The sequence below is a fragment of the Arthrobacter sp. StoSoilB13 genome (assembly GCF_019977255.1).
In the GTDB taxonomy this organism is placed as follows: domain Bacteria; phylum Actinomycetota; class Actinomycetes; order Actinomycetales; family Micrococcaceae; genus Arthrobacter.
Window position 1 is genome coordinate 164,619 of the sequence record NZ_AP024647.1, and the last position, 15,821, is coordinate 180,439.

Annotated in this window: 13 protein-coding genes and 2 pseudogenes; 11 read left to right on the top strand and 4 right to left on the bottom strand. The window is 62.9% G+C overall.

The window, feature by feature from the left end; all coding sequences use genetic code 11:
* The first annotated feature begins 27 nt into the window (after positions 1-27).
* The 3 genes from LDP01_RS00695 to LDP01_RS00705 are packed head-to-tail and all read left to right on the top strand — an operon-like array spanning position 28 to position 2,736.
* Positions 28-753, top strand: a complete 726-nt coding sequence (locus LDP01_RS00695) for a DUF5998 family protein (protein ID WP_224089611.1) — start codon at positions 28-30, stop codon at positions 751-753.
* Positions 750-1,979, top strand: coding sequence for an alkaline phosphatase family protein (locus LDP01_RS00700; protein ID WP_527249046.1), 1,230 nt, complete (start codon positions 750-752; stop codon positions 1,977-1,979). The genes LDP01_RS00695 and LDP01_RS00700 overlap by 4 nt, the downstream gene beginning before the upstream one ends.
* Positions 1,972-2,736 carry a thymidine kinase gene (locus tag LDP01_RS00705; RefSeq protein WP_224089613.1) on the top strand — a complete coding sequence of 255 codons (765 nt, stop codon included), beginning with the start codon at positions 1,972-1,974 and terminating at the stop codon, positions 2,734-2,736. The genes LDP01_RS00700 and LDP01_RS00705 overlap by 8 nt, the downstream gene beginning before the upstream one ends.
* Positions 2,737-2,777: 41 nt before the next feature.
* Here the strand turns inward: LDP01_RS00705 and sepH are convergent.
* Positions 2,778-4,170 (bottom strand): annotated as a pseudogene (sepH, locus tag LDP01_RS00710) (septation protein SepH).
* A gap of 305 nt (positions 4,171-4,475) precedes the next feature.
* Here sepH and LDP01_RS00715 point away from each other — a divergent pair.
* Positions 4,476-4,775, top strand: coding sequence for a DUF4193 domain-containing protein (locus LDP01_RS00715; RefSeq protein WP_224089614.1), 300 nt, complete (start codon positions 4,476-4,478; stop codon positions 4,773-4,775).
* A 3-nt stretch (positions 4,776-4,778) separates the two neighbouring features.
* On the opposite strand, the gene LDP01_RS00720 is transcribed toward LDP01_RS00715, so the two are convergent.
* A complete protein-coding gene (locus tag LDP01_RS00720) occupies positions 4,779-5,270 on the bottom strand; it encodes a DUF3093 domain-containing protein (RefSeq protein ID WP_497960800.1) in 492 nt (163 codons plus the stop codon).
* A 79-nt stretch (positions 5,271-5,349) separates the two neighbouring features.
* Between LDP01_RS00720 and dut the strand changes: the two genes are divergently transcribed.
* From dut to LDP01_RS00740, 4 genes are read left to right on the top strand one after another with little or no spacing between them, the layout of a single operon-like run.
* Positions 5,350-5,859, top strand: coding sequence for a dUTP diphosphatase (gene dut / locus LDP01_RS00725; RefSeq protein WP_224089615.1), 510 nt, complete (start codon positions 5,350-5,352; stop codon positions 5,857-5,859).
* Between the two features lie 56 nt (positions 5,860-5,915).
* Entirely contained in the window at positions 5,916-6,683 is a 768-nt protein-coding gene (locus tag LDP01_RS00730; RefSeq protein ID WP_224089616.1) for a DUF3710 domain-containing protein, read from the top strand.
* On the top strand, positions 6,676-7,053 hold the full coding sequence (locus LDP01_RS00735; protein ID WP_224089618.1) for a hypothetical protein: 378 nt from the start codon (positions 6,676-6,678) through the stop codon (positions 7,051-7,053). Before LDP01_RS00730 ends, LDP01_RS00735 begins: the two co-directional genes overlap by 8 nt.
* A complete protein-coding gene (locus tag LDP01_RS00740) occupies positions 7,050-7,832 on the top strand; it encodes a DUF3159 domain-containing protein (RefSeq protein WP_224089619.1) in 783 nt (260 codons plus the stop codon). Before LDP01_RS00735 ends, LDP01_RS00740 begins: the two co-directional genes overlap by 4 nt.
* Here LDP01_RS00740 and LDP01_RS00745 read toward each other — a convergent pair.
* Positions 7,802-8,536, bottom strand: coding sequence for a potassium channel family protein (locus LDP01_RS00745; protein ID WP_224089620.1), 735 nt, complete (start codon positions 8,534-8,536; stop codon positions 7,802-7,804). The two genes, LDP01_RS00740 and LDP01_RS00745, sit on opposite strands and share 31 nt — an antisense overlap.
* Positions 8,536-9,208 (bottom strand): annotated as a pseudogene (locus LDP01_RS00750) (potassium channel family protein). The gene LDP01_RS00745 and the pseudogene LDP01_RS00750 overlap by 1 nt, the downstream one beginning before the upstream one ends.
* A gap of 115 nt (positions 9,209-9,323) precedes the next feature.
* On the opposite strand from LDP01_RS00750, the gene LDP01_RS00755 reads away from it, so the two are divergent.
* The 3 genes from LDP01_RS00755 (at position 9,324) to acnA (ending at position 15,739) form a co-directional block, all read left to right on the top strand.
* Positions 9,324-11,300: an APC family permease gene (locus LDP01_RS00755; protein WP_224089621.1), complete on the top strand. Its 1,977-nt coding sequence runs from the start codon at positions 9,324-9,326 to the stop codon at positions 11,298-11,300.
* Complete coding sequence (locus tag LDP01_RS00760; RefSeq protein WP_224089622.1) at positions 11,297-12,664, top strand: class I SAM-dependent RNA methyltransferase; 1,368 nt, start codon at positions 11,297-11,299, stop codon at positions 12,662-12,664. The genes LDP01_RS00755 and LDP01_RS00760 overlap by 4 nt, the downstream gene beginning before the upstream one ends.
* 264 nt (positions 12,665-12,928) lie before the next feature.
* The gene (gene acnA, locus LDP01_RS00765; protein WP_224089623.1) at positions 12,929-15,739 is read left to right on the top strand and encodes an aconitate hydratase AcnA; all 2,811 of its coding nucleotides are present in this window, start codon (positions 12,929-12,931) and stop codon (positions 15,737-15,739) included.
* Positions 15,740-15,821: the final 82 nt, after the last annotated feature.

Genomic DNA, 15,821 nt, shown 5'->3' on the forward strand with positions numbered 1-15,821 from the left:
CCCCAGTGGATCTGTGAAAATGGGGGAATGAGCACCCAGTCTCCGACGCCTCAGTCCCGTCCGTCCAACGCCGGGCACCACAGCGCCCATAACCACAGCTTGCAGGGACAGAGCCTGGACCAGGCGCTGCAACAGGCTGGTTTCTACCCCCGGCTGGTGGCCGACGTCGTGGATGACGCCTTGGATGGCCGCGACTGCCTGTCACACCTGGTGCACCTTGAGACGCACTTCGATCGCGCCGAGGTTCGCCGCCACATCACAGTGCTGGTGCTCACCGAAGACATGCTGGTGATCACCCACGTTGACGATCAGCAACTGGATGAAGCCGGGGAGCAGATCGTCGCGCAGATTTCCACGGAGTCCGTACCCGTGGCACAGATCCGTTCCGTGGTCCTCAGCTACATGTATTCGCAGCCGCAGGACTACAAGCCGTCGGATCCCGTTCGGGAAATGACGGTGTCCATTGCCTGGTCCGGCGGGCAGCGCCTGGACATGGGCCCGGCAAGCTGCGGTGATCCACAGTGCGAAGCGGACCACGGCTACAGCGGAACCATCGCCCAGGAGGACATCGTCCTGCGCATCAGTGCCGAAGCGGACGGCCTCCAAGCGGTCCAGGATGCCAAGGTCTTCGCACGCGCCCTTCGTGCCGTGAACACGGCAAATCCCACACCCGTCCCACACACCGGCATCCCCGCGCCGCGGCCACGTTCGGGGGTCTTCAGCAACCGCTTGAGCCGCGGACACCAGCGTTGAGGGTGACTGCACAGGAGCACACGCAGCCAACGTCCGGTACGACGCCGGCCCTGGACCTCCCTTCGCCCCCGCTCTTTGGGAGCAGATCGATCGCCGAAGTCTTCACCAGTGCGGCCGCGAGCATGGGCATCCCCGGATTTGCCAACCAGCTTCACCTGCCTGCCGCGCAGCGTGTCTGTGTAGTCCTCGCCGACGGGCTGGGCCGCAGCCTGCTCAAACAGAAGGCTTCGCACACACCATTCCTGCGGTCCATCCTGTCCAGCGGACAGGGCAGCGTCCCCAACTGGATTGATTCCGCTTTTCCAAGCACCACAGCGGCTTCCCTCGCCAGCCTGGGCACAGGGCTTCCTGCCGGGCAGCACGGCATGGTGGGCTATGACGTCCTGGATCCTTCCCAGGACAAAGTAGTGAACCTGCTTGGCAACTGGGACGCCCACGTGGACCCTGCGCTTTGGCAGCCGCACGCTACCGTGTTCGAACGCATTGGTGCCGAAGCCGACGTCGTTACCGTGAGCCTCCCGCAGTTCGGCAATTCCCCCATGACCCAAGCAGCCCTCCGGGGCAGCCGTTTCGTAGGCGGCACAAGCCTGCATGCGCGCACAGCCGCCGCAGCAGAGGCAATGTCCGGCGGCGGCCCATCCCTGATGTACTTCTACGTCAACGAGTTGGACAAAGCCGGTCACCGCTACGGCTGCCAGTCCGACCGCTGGGAACACCAACTTGAAGAGCTCGACTCCACCGTCAAGAGACTGTCCGCGACGCTGCCCCCGGGAACCACTATCGTGCTGACCGGGGATCACGGAATGCTGGACGTTCCCGAGTCCCAGCGGATTGACTTCTCAGCTGATGCCTCACTCGTCGCCGGGGTCCGCCACACTGCAGGCGAGCCCCGCATGGTGCATCTCTACCTTGAGCCCGGCCTTCCTGAAACCCAGCGCGAGCTACTGATCTCTGCCTGGCGGGCAAGGTTTGGCGAACGTATCTGGGCTTTCACCCGTGAGCAGGCGGTAGGCGCCGGGTTGTTCGGTGACGTCCAGCCGGAGGTGGCGCCGCGCATCGGCGATGTCATGATCGCCGCCCGGGATACCCTTGCCCTTTACGACACCCGCAGGGTCCGTCCGGCATCGTTGGAAGTCGTCGGCCAACATGGTTCCTTGACGAAGGCGGAGCGCGAAGTGCCATTCCTTTGCTTCCCGGCGGCCGGCAAAAAGGGCAAACGTGGCTGAACTCGTCTTCTTCTCGGGCACCATGGACTGCGGTAAGTCCACCTTGGCTTTGCAAATGGACTACAACCACCGCGCGCGGGGCAGGGGCGGGGTACGTTTCAGCTGCAACGACCGCGCAGGTGATTCGACGATTTCCAGCAGGTTGGGCCTCCGGACAGACGCCGTTGAAGTCCGTGCGGACACGGACTTCTGGGACGAAGTGGTTGTACGCCGGACCAGTGGGCTCCGTGTGGACTATCTGATCTGCGATGAAGCCCAGTTCTATTCCGCTGCCCAGGTGGAGCAACTGGCACGCCTGGTGGATGAGATGGAGGTGGACGTCTTCGCCTTCGGGATCACCTCGGACTTTCGAACCACCCTGTTTCCCGGCTCCCAACGTCTGATCGAACTCGCTGACAAAGTACAGGTGCTACGGGTCGAGGCACTGTGCTGGTGCGGGCGCCGGGCAACTCAAAATGCCCGAACCGTGGACGGCATCATGGTGGTGGAAGGGGACCAGGTCATGGTTGGCGATGTTGCTCCCCAGACCGCCGGCGACGCCCAGGCCATGAGCAATGAAGTTCGGACAGGGGAAGCTGCCGGCCATGAACCGGTGGTTGGCTATGAGACGTTGTGCCGACGCCATTACATGCGCCGCGTGACAGCCCACGGGGCCAACCTGATGGCCGGCGGAGACCAAACTCTGCCGTTCGACGTCGATGCCTGCCTGTGGCCCGGAGCGGGCTCCGGCACTGGCTCCGGCCTGAAGCCAAGCTAGGTGCTGGTCGCCGCGCTGGATGCTAGTCGCCGCGCTGGGTGCTAGTCGCCGCGGGCGCCGAAGACGATCTCGTCCCAACTGGGGATGCTTGACCGCTTTGGACGGGAGGGCTGGCGCTCTACGGGTGCCTCAGCATCCTTGTGGGTGTTATGGTCCCCGGCCTCAACGCTTGCCTTGTCCTGCGCGGCTGGCTCTGTACGCGAGACAGCACGATCGGACTGTGTTTGCGGGGTCGTGGCGCCGCCAAGCAGTTCGTCCAACCCTGCCCGTTGCGTTTGGCTGGCCCCGGAATCAATTCGATCCGCATCCCTGGGATCATGAGCGCCGGCCGCCCCCGGCTTGCGGTCGGTTAAGGACGTCACGGGCCTCAGTGGGCTGGCCACAACGGTGATTTCCCGTGTTTCCGTGCTGACGCCATCGTGGAGCTTCAGGGAGTCGTCGTCGTTTGAGTCATGGTTCCGGGGCGCGAGGCTAAGCCGGGACAGCATGGACGGGCGTCCGTCCTTCCGCGCAGGCTCGGCCACGGGAGAAGCTTCCGGTTCCGGTTGATCTGCGGCGGGTTCCTCGGCCGGGTGTTGATCTTCACCGGCTGAACGCGGGTGGGCTGCAGGGACGTTGCTGAGCAGGACGGCCAGAGCGTCATCGCCGTCCTCGTCCACGCCCAGGCGCTGCCCGCGGCGTGAGCGGAGCATTTCCAAGAGGCTGTCGGACTCTTTCGCAGACGCGCGTGCCGCGGTTTCGGCGTCCGTCTCAAAGTCGAAAGGACGATCCGAGACAGCGGCAAGCCGGCGCGTAGGAACGGGGCCCGTCCAGTGGCTCCAGTTCACTGAGCTGCTGGGCCCAGCGGTTGGCGTTCTGCAGGGATTTCCGCTGCGGACTGAACGTCCACATCGCGGGCGGCTCCTCGCCGATGCTGCCGTGCGTACCGGGGACCGCCTCAAAGCGCGCGACGACGGTCCAGGAACCATCCGAACGGCGCCACGAGTCCCATTCAACCGTTGAAGAATCGATGCCGTGCGCGGACAGGCGGTGGGCTACCATTTCGCCGAGTGTCGCTGGATTGTCGCCAAAGGCGGAACGATAGATGTCCTGGCCCGGGGCCGGGGAAGCTACTTCAATGTTCCTGGCCTGCTGCGCAACGTACTCACGCTCGGCCAGGACGGGGCCCTCGTAACGTCGCACGTTGGCAAGGGGCAGCCCGGACAACTCCGCTACCTCGGCCGCCGTCGCTCCACTGCGGATTCTGGACTGAATATCCCTGGGGGACATGGCAATCGGGGTGTTTGACGCCCGCGCAGCAACCTGTGCGGGGGTCCTGCTCGTCGCGGCACGAAGTGCCTCGTCGATCGGAAGCTGGAACATCGCACCGCCGGGTCCGCTCAGGAGCAGATGCCCGCCGTCGTCGTGGACGCCTACCAGCCGTAGATCCTGCATAACACCCTCCACCACATGGCTAACTGACATTCGAAACTCTGCCACCCCCATTGCCCTTTTCCTACTAGGACAAAGGGCGTGCCGTGATATTCCGGCGAAAATGGCAGATTACCGGCTGGTTCCGTCCCTGCAATCCGAGCTCAAATTGCTGCCTCTGGACAATCGCTGGACAGGGGAGGACAATCTGGCCGATATCGGGCACAAATCCGGGGCGTCCGGCGTTACACCCTTAGACCGGCGGCGGGCAGGAAATCCGCCAGGCCGGAATCCTACCCGGAGCAAGTACGACAGGACGAAGAAGGACCATGGCCACGGATTACGATGCCCCTCGAAAGACCGAGGAAGACGTCAGCGAGGACTCGATTGAGGAACTCAAGACGCGCCAGTCGGGGAAGCAATCCTCTGCGGTGGATGTCGATGAGACCGATCTTGCCGATGGCTTCGAGCTCCCCGGAGCGGACCTCTCCGGAGAAGAGCTCCTTATTCAAGTCATGCCACCACAGCCTGACGAATTCACGTGCTACAACTGCTTCCTTGTGAAGCACCGCTCCCAGATTGCAGCTGAGAGGAACGGGCACCTGTACTGCACGGAATGTGAGAGCTAGCAGCTAGCGCGCGCCCAGCGCAGCGACGAGTTCGTCCGGGCGGCGCGAAGACACCAGCCAGTAGGGTGTTCGATCGGCGGGATCGGTGATCTCGATTTTCACGACGGCATCGATCCACCCGCGGAAGCACATGTAGGCGAGGCCATTGAGGCGGGTTCCACGTTCGGCGGTGGCCGCCTCTTTTTTGAAGGCCTCGACGCTGCCGACGAATTTACGGTCGATAGTGGCCCGTCCCACCCTAAGGCTGTCCCGCGTAACGGTGATGGTGGGTGTTGAAACCACCAGCAGGGTGGTCATGACGGCCAGAAGCACCAGGGCGGCCGTGATACCCGCGGCGGCACTGATGGGTGCGAACATCAGGATTCCGGCGCTCGAGAGGCCCACGACGACAACCCAGATCCAGATGGTCGGCCATAATTTCTCGGTGAACAGCACCTGGGAGGCGGAGGGACTGTTCCGGGCAGGCATGGGGACGGACTGGTCAGGCGTAGGCATGGGTCCAGCTTATCGGCCCTTGGGCCGGCTATCTGCCCGGAGTGCCCGCAGGGATGTGCCCCACGTAGAATGGTCCACTGTGAGCAACGAGACCGCAGTATTCAGTAATGACACCACCGCAGCGTATGGCGCGCCCACTTTGGACGTTCAGCTGAAAATGCTCGACGCCGGGCTGGAAGCACCGTCCTACGCGCACCCGGGCGATGCCGGCGCGGACCTGCGGGCCCGCGAGGACGTGAAACTTGCCCCGGGTGAACGGAAATTGGTTCCTACGGGCGTTTCGATTGCCCTCCCGGATGGCTTTGTGGCACTGATCCACCCGCGGTCCGGGCTCGCCACCAAACATGGCCTCACCGTTGTCAATGCACCCGGGACTGTGGACGCAGGTTACCGCGGCGAAATCGCGGTCACCTTGTTGAACACTGACCTGAACCACGCCATTGAGCTCAAGCGCGGCGATAGAATTGCCCAAATGGTGATTCAGCGCGTCGAGTACGCGCGCTTCGTGATGGTTGATGATCTATCCGACTCCGCCCGCGGCACGGGCGGCTTTGGTTCCACTGGCGGATTCAACGCACCGGTGGCCTGATAACCCACGGGGTTGCGGTTTACTTGGGGATAGACCACTACTAAGGAGACAACCCAATGCTTTTTGGGCGCGGCAAAAAGTCCAAGGCCGAGCGGCTGGAAACCGCTGGCACCGTCGAGGAAAACGACGCCGTTGAGGCAACAGCCCCTACAACCGGCGCATCCGGTACCAAGGGTGATTTCCGGCTTGGCAAAGGTCCCTGGGACATCGATGAGATCGAGGACCGCGACGGATATGTGGATCTCGGCGCACTGCTGATCGCACCTGCCGACGGACTCCAGCTGCGGCTGGAAGTGGAAGAAGCTACCCAGCGCGTGGTGGCAGTGACCATGGACCTGGCTGGCTCAAGCCTTCAGCTCCAGGCGTTCGCCGCTCCGCGTTCGGAGGGCCTGTGGGACGAGATCCGCGAGCAGATCGGCCAATCCGTAGCCAGCCAGGGAGGCGAGACGGAAGAAGTATCCGGAACGTTTGGCACAGAGCTCATCGCCAAGCTTCCCGCGGAAGCTACTGACGGCAGCCGGGGTTTCCGCGCCGCCCGCTTCATGGGCGTGGACGGCCCCCGGTGGTTCCTGCGTGGAGTCCTCGGTGGCGAAGCCGCACTGGACCGGGAGGCCGCCGCCGCCCTGGAGGAGCTTTTCCGGCGCGTCGTTGTTGTCCGCGGCGACAACCCGATGCCGCCGCGGGAACTGCTGCAGCTGCGCCTGCCCAAGGACGCTGCCGCCCAAGCCCCAGCCCAAGCCCAGGTTCCCGATCCCGATGCGCAGCAGGCCGGGCCTGCCATGCAGCAGCCGGAGCGGGGACCGGAGATCACCCAGATTGGCTGATACGCCCGGCTCTACAGGACCGTCCAGCCAGCAGTCCCAGCAAGTCGCTATCCGTGATCTCCCTTCCCGCGGCAGGGCCACCTGCACTGGGTTCATCGAGTCCGTCACGCATCAGCCGCCAAGTGAGCAACCCTTCTTTTCAGCAGTGGTGGTGGACGCGTTGGAGCACAGTTTCCAGCCGTCGGTTGGTGGCGGGGGAGTGAAAAGGCCCTATGCGCGGTTGCGCGTCATCTGGTTGGGCAGGAACCGTGTACCTGGGATTGAAGCAGGAGTTGAGCTGCGCCTGAACGGCATGGTGACGCAACTGGACGGCTTGCCTGCGATGTTCAATCCACGCTACGAAATACTTTCCCGTCAGGAGCACCTATGACCGTGGCCAACGGATCAGAGCCGAAGGATTCCGCGCAGCCTACGCCAGGCACGAGTGAGACCCCGGCCACTGGGTCAGCCAAGACCCCGGCAGCCGAAACCCCGGGGGTGGCGGAGTTGGCTGCGGGCTATGCAGAAAAGGCAGGGCTTCAGCGCAACAGTGCCGGCCATGTAGACATGTTGAAGTCTGCCGGGGGAGTGCAAGGCATCGCGGAGAGTATCCTGCCGGGCCTCGTTTTCCTCGTGGCCTTCACCATAAGCCGGGACTTGACGGTTTCCCTGGTCGCGGCGTTGGCGACGGCAGCAATCTTCACTGTTGTCCGCCTGATCCAACGACGCCCGTTGACGCAGGCACTTGCCGGTGTGGTCGGCGTCGGGATTTCTGCCTGGTTGGCCAACACCACAGGGAAGGCCGAGGACTTCTACGTTCTCGGCTTCTTCACCAACATTGCCTATATCGCGGGCATGGTACTTTCCATCGTCCTCAAATGGCCCATTGCAGGGTTGCTGTTCGGATTCGTCCGCAACGAGGGTCTCGAATGGCGCAAGGATCCCGAACGCCTGCGGGCGTACCAGCTTGGTACCTGGATAGTTGTGGCCGTGCTTGCGCTGCGGCTGGTGGTGCAGGTACCCCTGTACTTCTTGGGTGAACCAGGCTTGACGGCGTTGGCGACTACCCGGCTCCTCATGGGTGCACCGCTGTACATCCTTGGCCTTTGGGTGGCCTGGCTTGTGACCAAGCCGGCACCTCAGCCGTCGAAGCCGTCGTCCTCGGCCTGATCCGCAACGCCGGCATCGCCGTCGCGGGGTCCCTGGCCTGCCATCGACGCCGGCGACAACAGTGCCCGCAGGCCGTCCTCTGCCTGGATGGTGGTGACGAAGAACAGTTCGTCGCCACCATCGAGGACATCGTCCCGGCTTGGGGTGATGGGTGCCTGGTCGCGCAGGATGGCTACCAGGGTGGCGTCTTCCGGCCACTCAATGGCGCCCACTGTGCTGCCAATGACGTGGGAATCGTGCGGAACGGTAAATTCCACGATCGAGGCGACGCCGGTCTGCAAGGTCAACAGCCGGACGATATCGCCGATTTCTACGGCTTCCTCAACCAGGGCAGTCATGAGCTGGGGAGTGTTGACGGCGACGTCCACACCCCACGAGTCGTTGAACATCCAGTCGTTCTTGGGGTTGTTGACGCGCCCAACAGTGCGGCCCACAGCGAATTCCGTCTTGGCCAGCAAGGAAACCACCAGGTTCACTTTGTCATCACCCGTCGCTGAAACCACGACGTCGGCATCCTCAAGTTTGGCGTCCTGCAGCGTACTGAGTTCGCAGGCATCGCCCACCAGCCAGCGCGCACCCCGAAGGCCGCTGCGGCCAATGACTTCAGGCTTGAGGTCGATGAGCAGGATTTGATGGTTGTGGGCCAGGAGCTCACGGGCAATGGACGAGCCGACGCTGCCTGCGCCAACGATGACAACTTTCACTAAGACTCCTTGGCCGGTGCTTTGGCGAGGACCCGGCTGATCTCCGAGGTCCTGTCCAGGCTCAACATTGCGTGGACGGTATCGCCTTCCTGGTACGCCGTGCCCGGCAGGGGCAGGAGGCCTTCACCAAAACGCGTCAGGAAGGCTATACGAATGCCCGCGGCAGCTTCAATGGACATCAGGCTGTGGCCAATCCATCCTTCATGCAGGTCCACTTCTGCCAGGACGAGCCGCCCTGATGGCTCCCGGTAATCGCCGGCGAGATGCTGTTCGGGAAGTATGCGCCTGAGGACCTGGTCGGCGCTCCACCGCACGGCAGCCACGGTGGGAATGCCGAGGCGTTGGTAAATTTCGGCGCGTCCGGGATCGTAAATACGGGCCACGACGTGTGCCACATGGAATGTCTCACGTGCTACCCGGGTGGCCAGGATATTGGAATTGTCACCACTGGAAACTGCGGCGAAGGCGTAAGCCTCTTCCACTCCGGCCCTGCTTGAGCGTGTCCCTGTCGAAACCTACGCCAGTGACCTTGCGGCCGGTAAACGTGTTGCGAAGCCGACGGAACGCCCGCTCGTCCTGGTCGATGATGGCCACCGAATGGCCGGCGTCTTCCAAAGTGTGTGCCAGGGTTGCGCCAACACGGCCGCAACCCATGATCACGAAGTGAGCCACCGTGTCTCCTTATGTGTGTTTACCGTGCCGCTGCGTATGACTTTACCGGTGCGGCGGACGTAAGGCGGCGACCGCCGTCATGACATCGCCGGGGATTCAGAGTAGTTTTGCGAAAGTGTTGACAATACTGAATGCTGCGAAGCGTGTGGTTGTGGGCCGGCCAGTCCGGAATGACCGCTTATCCCACACCCTCTTGCCCAAACGCATCGCTTTGCCGATCTTCGCCTCGGACGCCCTGTCTTCAGTGGCCTACGCGCCGGATGAAATCCTGTTGACCCTGGCTCTCGCCGGTGTCAGCGCCGTGGCCTTCTCCCCGTTCGTCGGCTTGGCCGTGATGGTGGTTTTGCTCACAGTGGTTGCCTCCTATCGGCAGAATGTGCACGCCTACCCATCGGGCGGGGGCGACTACGAGATCGCCAACGTCAACCTGGGCAAATATGCCGGGCTCACCGTTGCTTCCGCGCTCTTGGTGGACTACGTCCTGACCGTTGCGGTATCGATGTCCTCCGCAGCCGCCTACCTCACCACGGCGATCCCTTCATTGCACGGCCAACAGGCGATGATTGCGACTGTGGGCGTGATCATTCTCGCCCTGGTCAACCTGCGGGGCATCAAGGAGGCCGGCACGGTCTTCGCCGTTCCCACCTATATCTTCATGGCGTCCATCCTGGGCATGACCCTTGTGGGCATCTTCCAGGCGCTGACGGGACAACTTGGCCAGGCGCCATCCGCCAACTTCACCATCGTGCCCGAGGCCGGCTTCGATGAAGGCCTTGTTGGACTTGCCGGTGCATTCCTGTTGCTGCGTGCCTTTTCCTCGGGCGCCGCGGCATTGACGGGTGTGGAGGCGATCAGCAACGGGGTGCCCAATTTCCAGAAGCCCAAGAGCAAGAATGCTGCCACAACCCTGCTGTTGCTGGGCGCGATCGCGGCGGCCATGCTGGCCGGCATCCTTTACCTCGCCAACGCCACCAAGGTCCACATTGTTCTGGATCCCGCCAAGGAATTCCTTCTTGACGGCAAGCCGTTGCCCGAGGGCTATATCCAGAACCCGGCCATCAGCCAGATCGCAGACACCATTTTTGGGGCAGGTTCCATTCCCTTTTACGTGGTGGTGGCCGCCACCGGCGTCATCCTTGTCTTCGCTTCCAACACTGCCTTCAACGGCTTCCCCGTGCTGGGATCCATCCTGGCGCAGGACGGCTACCTGCCCCGCCAGCTCCGAACCCGCGGCGACAGGTTGGCCTTCAGCAACGGCGTACTGGCCCTGGCTGCCGGAGCGCTGGTCCTCATCCTTTCGTTCAACGCCGACGTCACCAAGCTCATCCAGCTGTACATCGTGGGTGTCTTCATTTCCTTCACCGCCAGCCAACTCGGCATGGTCCGCCACTGGGGCCGGGAACTGAAACTGGCCAGGGACAAGTCGGTACGCCGCAGGATCATCAAGTCCCGGACCATCAACATGGTGGGCTTCGGCATGACGGGGTTGGTCTTGGTCATCGTCCTCATCACCAAGTTCGAGCAAGGTGCCTGGATCGCACTCCTGGCCATGTTCGTGCTGTTCCTCATCATGTGGAGTATCCGGGCGCACTATGACAATGTTGCCAAGGAGTTGGCAGTTGACGAGGATTCATCGCCACGCGCATTGCCCACCCGGGTGCACGCCGTTTTGCTTGTGTCCCACGTCCGCAAGCCTGTATTGCGTGCCCTGGCCTACGCCCGGGCGTCGCGGCCTTCGCGACTCGACGCGGTCACCGTGGATATCAACTCCGAAGAGACAGAACATACCGTCCGGGATTGGGAGAAGCTGGAAATTCCAGTACCCCTCACCGTGCTGGCCAGCCCCTACCGTGAGACCGTGACTCCCATCATGGAGTACATCAAGAACATGAGACGCGACTCTCCCCGCGACTTGATCGTGGTGTACATCCCTGAGTATGTCGTGGGCAAATGGTGGGAGCAGTTGGTCCACAACCAGACGGCCCTCAGAATCAAGACGCGGCTCCACTTTGAACCTGGAGTCATGGTTGCCAGCGTTCCGTGGCAGCTGAAGTCCTCCGAAGAAGCAAAGGCACTGCAGGATACCCAATGACCTCCCACAGCATTTCACCCCATACTGACAACAGCGGAGGCCAAGGTACAGCCGGCACCGAACTGACCGTTGACGTTGGCCCCATCGCGCATGGCGGGCATTTCGTCGCACGCCATGAGGGCCGCGTCATCTTCGTACGCCACGGCATTCCGGGGGAGAGGGTCCGGATCCGGTTGACCGACTCCGGCGACTCGTCGCGCTTCTGGCGTGCCGACGTCGTGGAGGTCCTGGAAGCCTCGCCGGACCGCGTGCCGCACTTCTGGAAGCCGGCAGATTCGCTGGCGGCCTGGCGGCATGGAAATCCGCCCGTGGGAGGTGCCGAGCTCGGCCACATTTCCCTGCAGCGGCAGCGCGCCCTGAAGGCTGAAGTGTTGTCGGAGCAGCTCAAGAGACTCGCCGGCCTGGACCTTGCGGTCGAGGTTGAGGGCGTAGGTGCCAACGACGACGGCGGACTCGGCTGGCGTACGCGCGCCAGCTTTGCCGTGACCTCCAAGGGGCGGCTGGGTATGCATGCCCACCGTTCCGACGTCGTGGTGCCGATCCGGGAGATGCCGTTGGCACTCCCCGGAATCAACGACCTCAAGTTGTGGGACCTCGATCTCAGCGGGATAGCGCGCGTGGAAGTGGCGACACCTGCCAATGGCTCCCGGCCGCTGGTGTTGCTGGCGCCGGAGGAAACGACCAGTCCCAAGCGGCTGCACAGCGTCCTTTCGCAGTTGCCGCATGATGTCTCCGTAGCCAGCTTCGATCCCGGCAAGGGCCAGGTGCTGCAGCTTCGGGGGAGGACTTGGGTGCAGGAATCGGCGGCAGGGCATGAATACCGTGTGACGGGCGAAGGGTTCTGGCAGATTCATAAGGACGCGCCGGACACCCTGGTGGACGCGGTGACGGGCTACCTCGCAGGCGGCGGGTATCTCCAACCCGGTGCGGCGGTGGCCGACCTCTATGCCGGTGCCGGCCTGTTTACTGCGCCTTTGGCTGATGCGGTGGGCGTTACCGGTTCGGTTTTGTCCGTTGAAGGATCACCTGGCACCAGCCGTGATGCGCGCAAGAACCTGCACGGAGAATCCCATGTCGAGATCGTGCAGGGACGAGTGGAGCGGGTATTGCACCAGCGACCACGGAACTTCGATTCCCTCGTCCTGGACCCACCGCGCGTGGGTGCTGGAAAAGCAGTGGTAAACCAACTCATGGCCTCACATCCCAGGGCAATTGCCTATGTGTCCTGTGATCCGGCTTCTTTTGCACGTGATCTGGGTTACTTCCAGCAAGGGGGTTGGCGCTTGGAGTCATTGAGGGCCTTTGACCTGTACCCCCACACCCATCACCTGGAAACCGTCAGCCTCATCGTTCCCGCCGTTTAGGCCGGTTATCGCCCGTCACGCCACCGATGGCGGGCGATGCGTGGGTTGCCGCGTTTGACGGAGCTGCCTGGCAGCGGTGCTTGAACGTGATCGAAGCCACTACGATGGGCATAGTAGTCCCACATAGCAGCCCCGCTCCGCATTGTTCCGCGCGGGGGCAGGGGTTGACCAACTGAGAGTGCCGCCCGGCTAAGTAAGGTGCGCCTAACTGGCTAGCGGCCAACCACGCGACAAAGATGAAACTGTTGCGAGAGGAGTCCTGCCATGAGCACTGTGGACAGCTTCGGTTCCAAAGGCGTACTGAATGTAGCCGGCACCGATTATGAAATTTTCCGGTTGAACTCCGTAGAGGGCGCAGACAGCCTTCCGTTCAGCCTCAAGGTATTGCTTGAAAACCTCCTGCGGACTGAGGATGGCGCCAATATAACGGCTGACCACGTCCGCGCCCTGGCCGGTTGGGACCCCAATGCGGAGCCCGACACGGAAATCCAGTTCACCCCTGCCCGGGTCATCATGCAGGACTTCACCGGCGTACCCTGCGTTGTAGACCTCGCCACCATGCGCGAGGCCGTGAAAGAACTTGGCGGCGACCCCAAGCGCGTCAACCCCCTGGCACCCGCCGAAATGGTCATCGACCACTCCGTCCAGATCGACGCCTTCGGTAACTCCGGCGCACTGGAGCGCAACATGGAGATCGAATACCAGCGCAATGGTGAGCGCTACCAATTCCTGCGGTGGGGCCAGACGGCCTTCGATGACTTCAAGGTTGTTCCCCCGGGAACCGGCATTGTCCACCAGGTCAACATCGAGTACTTGGCCCGCACAGTCATGACCCGTGAGGTCGACGGCGTGCTTCGTGCCTACCCGGACACCTGCGTCGGAACCGACTCCCACACCACCATGGTCAACGGTCTGGGCATCCTGGGCTGGGGCGTCGGCGGCATCGAAGCCGAGGCTGCCATGCTTGGCCAGCCCGTCTCCATGCTGATTCCCCGCGTCGTGGGCTTCAAGCTCAACGGCAGCATCCCGGCCGGTGCCACCGCAACGGACGTTGTGCTGACCATCACCGAGATGCTGCGCAAGCACGGTGTTGTTGGCAAGTTCGTCGAATTCTACGGTGAAGGCGTTGCCGCTGTGCCGCTGGCAAACCGTGCAACCATCGGCAACATGAGCCCGGAGTTCGGTTCCACGGCTGCCATGTTCCCGATTGACGATGTCACCTTGGACTACCTGCGCCTGACCGGCCGTTCCGAAGAGAACGTCGCCCTGGTGGAGGCATACACCAAGGAACAGGGCCTCTGGCACGATCCTTCCCGCGAGCTGCGCTTCTCCGAGTTCCTCGAGCTGGACCTTTCAACGGTTGTTCCCTCCATCTCCGGCCCGAAGCGTCCCCAGGACCGCATCGAGCTGACCGATGCCAAGGAGCAGTTCCGCAAGGACATCCACAACTACGTCGCCATTGAAGACGGCAGCGTTGACGAGGCATTGGACGAATCGTTCCCGGCTTCGGATGCTCCTTCCTTCACGCACGCTGATTCGCACACCACGGAGACCGCACGCGTTGCTTCCGCCGCCAACGGCGCGCAGGGCCGCCCGTCCGCTCCGGTGCACATCAAGACCGCTGACGGCCGCGAGTTTGAGTTGGACCACGGTGCAGTATCGATCGCCTCGATCACTTCCTGCACCAACACCTCCAACCCGTCCGTCATGTTGGCTGCAGCCCTCCTTGCACGCAACGCCGTTGACAAGGGCCTGACGTCCAAGCCGTGGGTCAAGACTTCCGTGGCTCCGGGTTCGAAGGTCGTTACGGACTACTACGAGAAGTCCGGCCTGACCCCGTACCTGGAAAAGCTGGGCTTCTACATCGTGGGCTACGGCTGCGCGACGTGCATCGGCAACTCCGGCCCTCTGGAGCCGGAAATCTCGGAAGCCATCCAGGCCAACGACCTCTCCGTTACGGCTGTCCTCTCGGGCAACCGCAACTTCGAAGGCCGTATCAACCCGGACGTCAAGATGAACTACCTGGCCTCCCCGCCGTTGGTCATCGCTTACGCCCTGGCCGGTTCCATGGACTTCGATTTCGATACCGATGCCCTGGGCACGGACTCCGAGGGCAACGAAGTCTTCCTGAAGGACATCTGGCCCAACCCCATCGAGGTGCAGGAAGTCATTGACTCCTCCATCGACAAGGCCATGTTCGCCAAGGGGTACGAGGGCGTCTTCGACGGCGACGAGCGCTGGAAGGCACTGGACACTCCTGCAGGCGACACCTTCGCCTGGGCCGAGGACTCCACGTATGTCCGCAAGCCCCCATACTTCGAGGGCATGAAGGCACAGCCGGACCCCGTCAAGGACATCCAGGGTGCCCGCGTGTTGCTCAAGCTCGGCGATTCCGTCACCACCGACCACATCTCGCCGGCCGGCTCCTTCAAGTCCGACACGCCGGCAGGGCAGTACCTCCTGGCCAATGGCGTGGAGCGCAAGGACTTCAACTCCTACGGCTCGCGCCGTGGCAACCACGAAGTCATGATCCGCGGTACGTTTGCCAACATCCGCATCAAGAACCAGCTCCTGGACGGCGTCGAAGGTGGCTTCACCCGCGACTTCAGCCAGGAAGGTGCACCCCAGGCCTACGTTTACGATGCTGCGCAGAACTACCACGCTGCGGGAACGCCGCTGGTTGTCCTTGCAGGCAAGGAATACGGTTCCGGATCATCCCGTGACTGGGCAGCCAAGGGCACGGCCCTCCTGGGTGTCAAGGCCGTCATTGCCGAGAGCTACGAGCGCATCCACCGCTCCAACCTCATCGGCATGGGCGTTCTTCCCCTGCAGTTCCCCGCTGGCGAGTCTGCGGCAACACTGGGCCTGACCGGTACGGAGACGTTCTCGGTTGAAGGCGTCACGGCGCTGAACAACGGCACCACGCCCAAGACGCTCAAGGTCACGGCAAAGGCCGAGGACGGCACGTCCAAGTCCTTCGACGCTGTCCTGCGCATCGATACCCCGGGTGAAGCGGACTACTACCGCAACGGTGGCATCCTGCAGTACGTCCTGCGTCAGATCTCCGCAGCATAGTGAACCTGCTGGTTTCCAGCTGATTCTCCAATGCAGGCAGCCCCGGCTGGTCGCCCGACCAGCCGGGGCTGCTGCGTCTGTG

What these genes read in the sequence shown, in the direction of transcription:
- LDP01_RS00720 (WP_497960800.1), bottom strand. Translation starts at nt 5,270, where the DNA reads ATGCCTACGCCTGACCAGTCCGTCCCCATGCCTGCCCGGAACAGTCCC.
- LDP01_RS00715 (WP_224089614.1), top strand. Translation starts at nt 4,476, where the DNA reads ATGGCCACGGATTACGATGCCCCTCGAAAGACCGAGGAAGACGTCAGC.
- LDP01_RS00695 (WP_224089611.1), top strand. Translation starts at nt 28, where the DNA reads ATGAGCACCCAGTCTCCGACGCCTCAGTCCCGTCCGTCCAACGCCGGG.
- LDP01_RS00740 (WP_224089619.1), top strand. Translation starts at nt 7,050, where the DNA reads ATGACCGTGGCCAACGGATCAGAGCCGAAGGATTCCGCGCAGCCTACG.
- LDP01_RS00730 (WP_224089616.1), top strand. Translation starts at nt 5,916, where the DNA reads ATGCTTTTTGGGCGCGGCAAAAAGTCCAAGGCCGAGCGGCTGGAAACC.
- acnA (WP_224089623.1), top strand. Translation starts at nt 12,929, where the DNA reads ATGAGCACTGTGGACAGCTTCGGTTCCAAAGGCGTACTGAATGTAGCC.
- LDP01_RS00760 (WP_224089622.1), top strand. Translation starts at nt 11,297, where the DNA reads ATGACCTCCCACAGCATTTCACCCCATACTGACAACAGCGGAGGCCAA.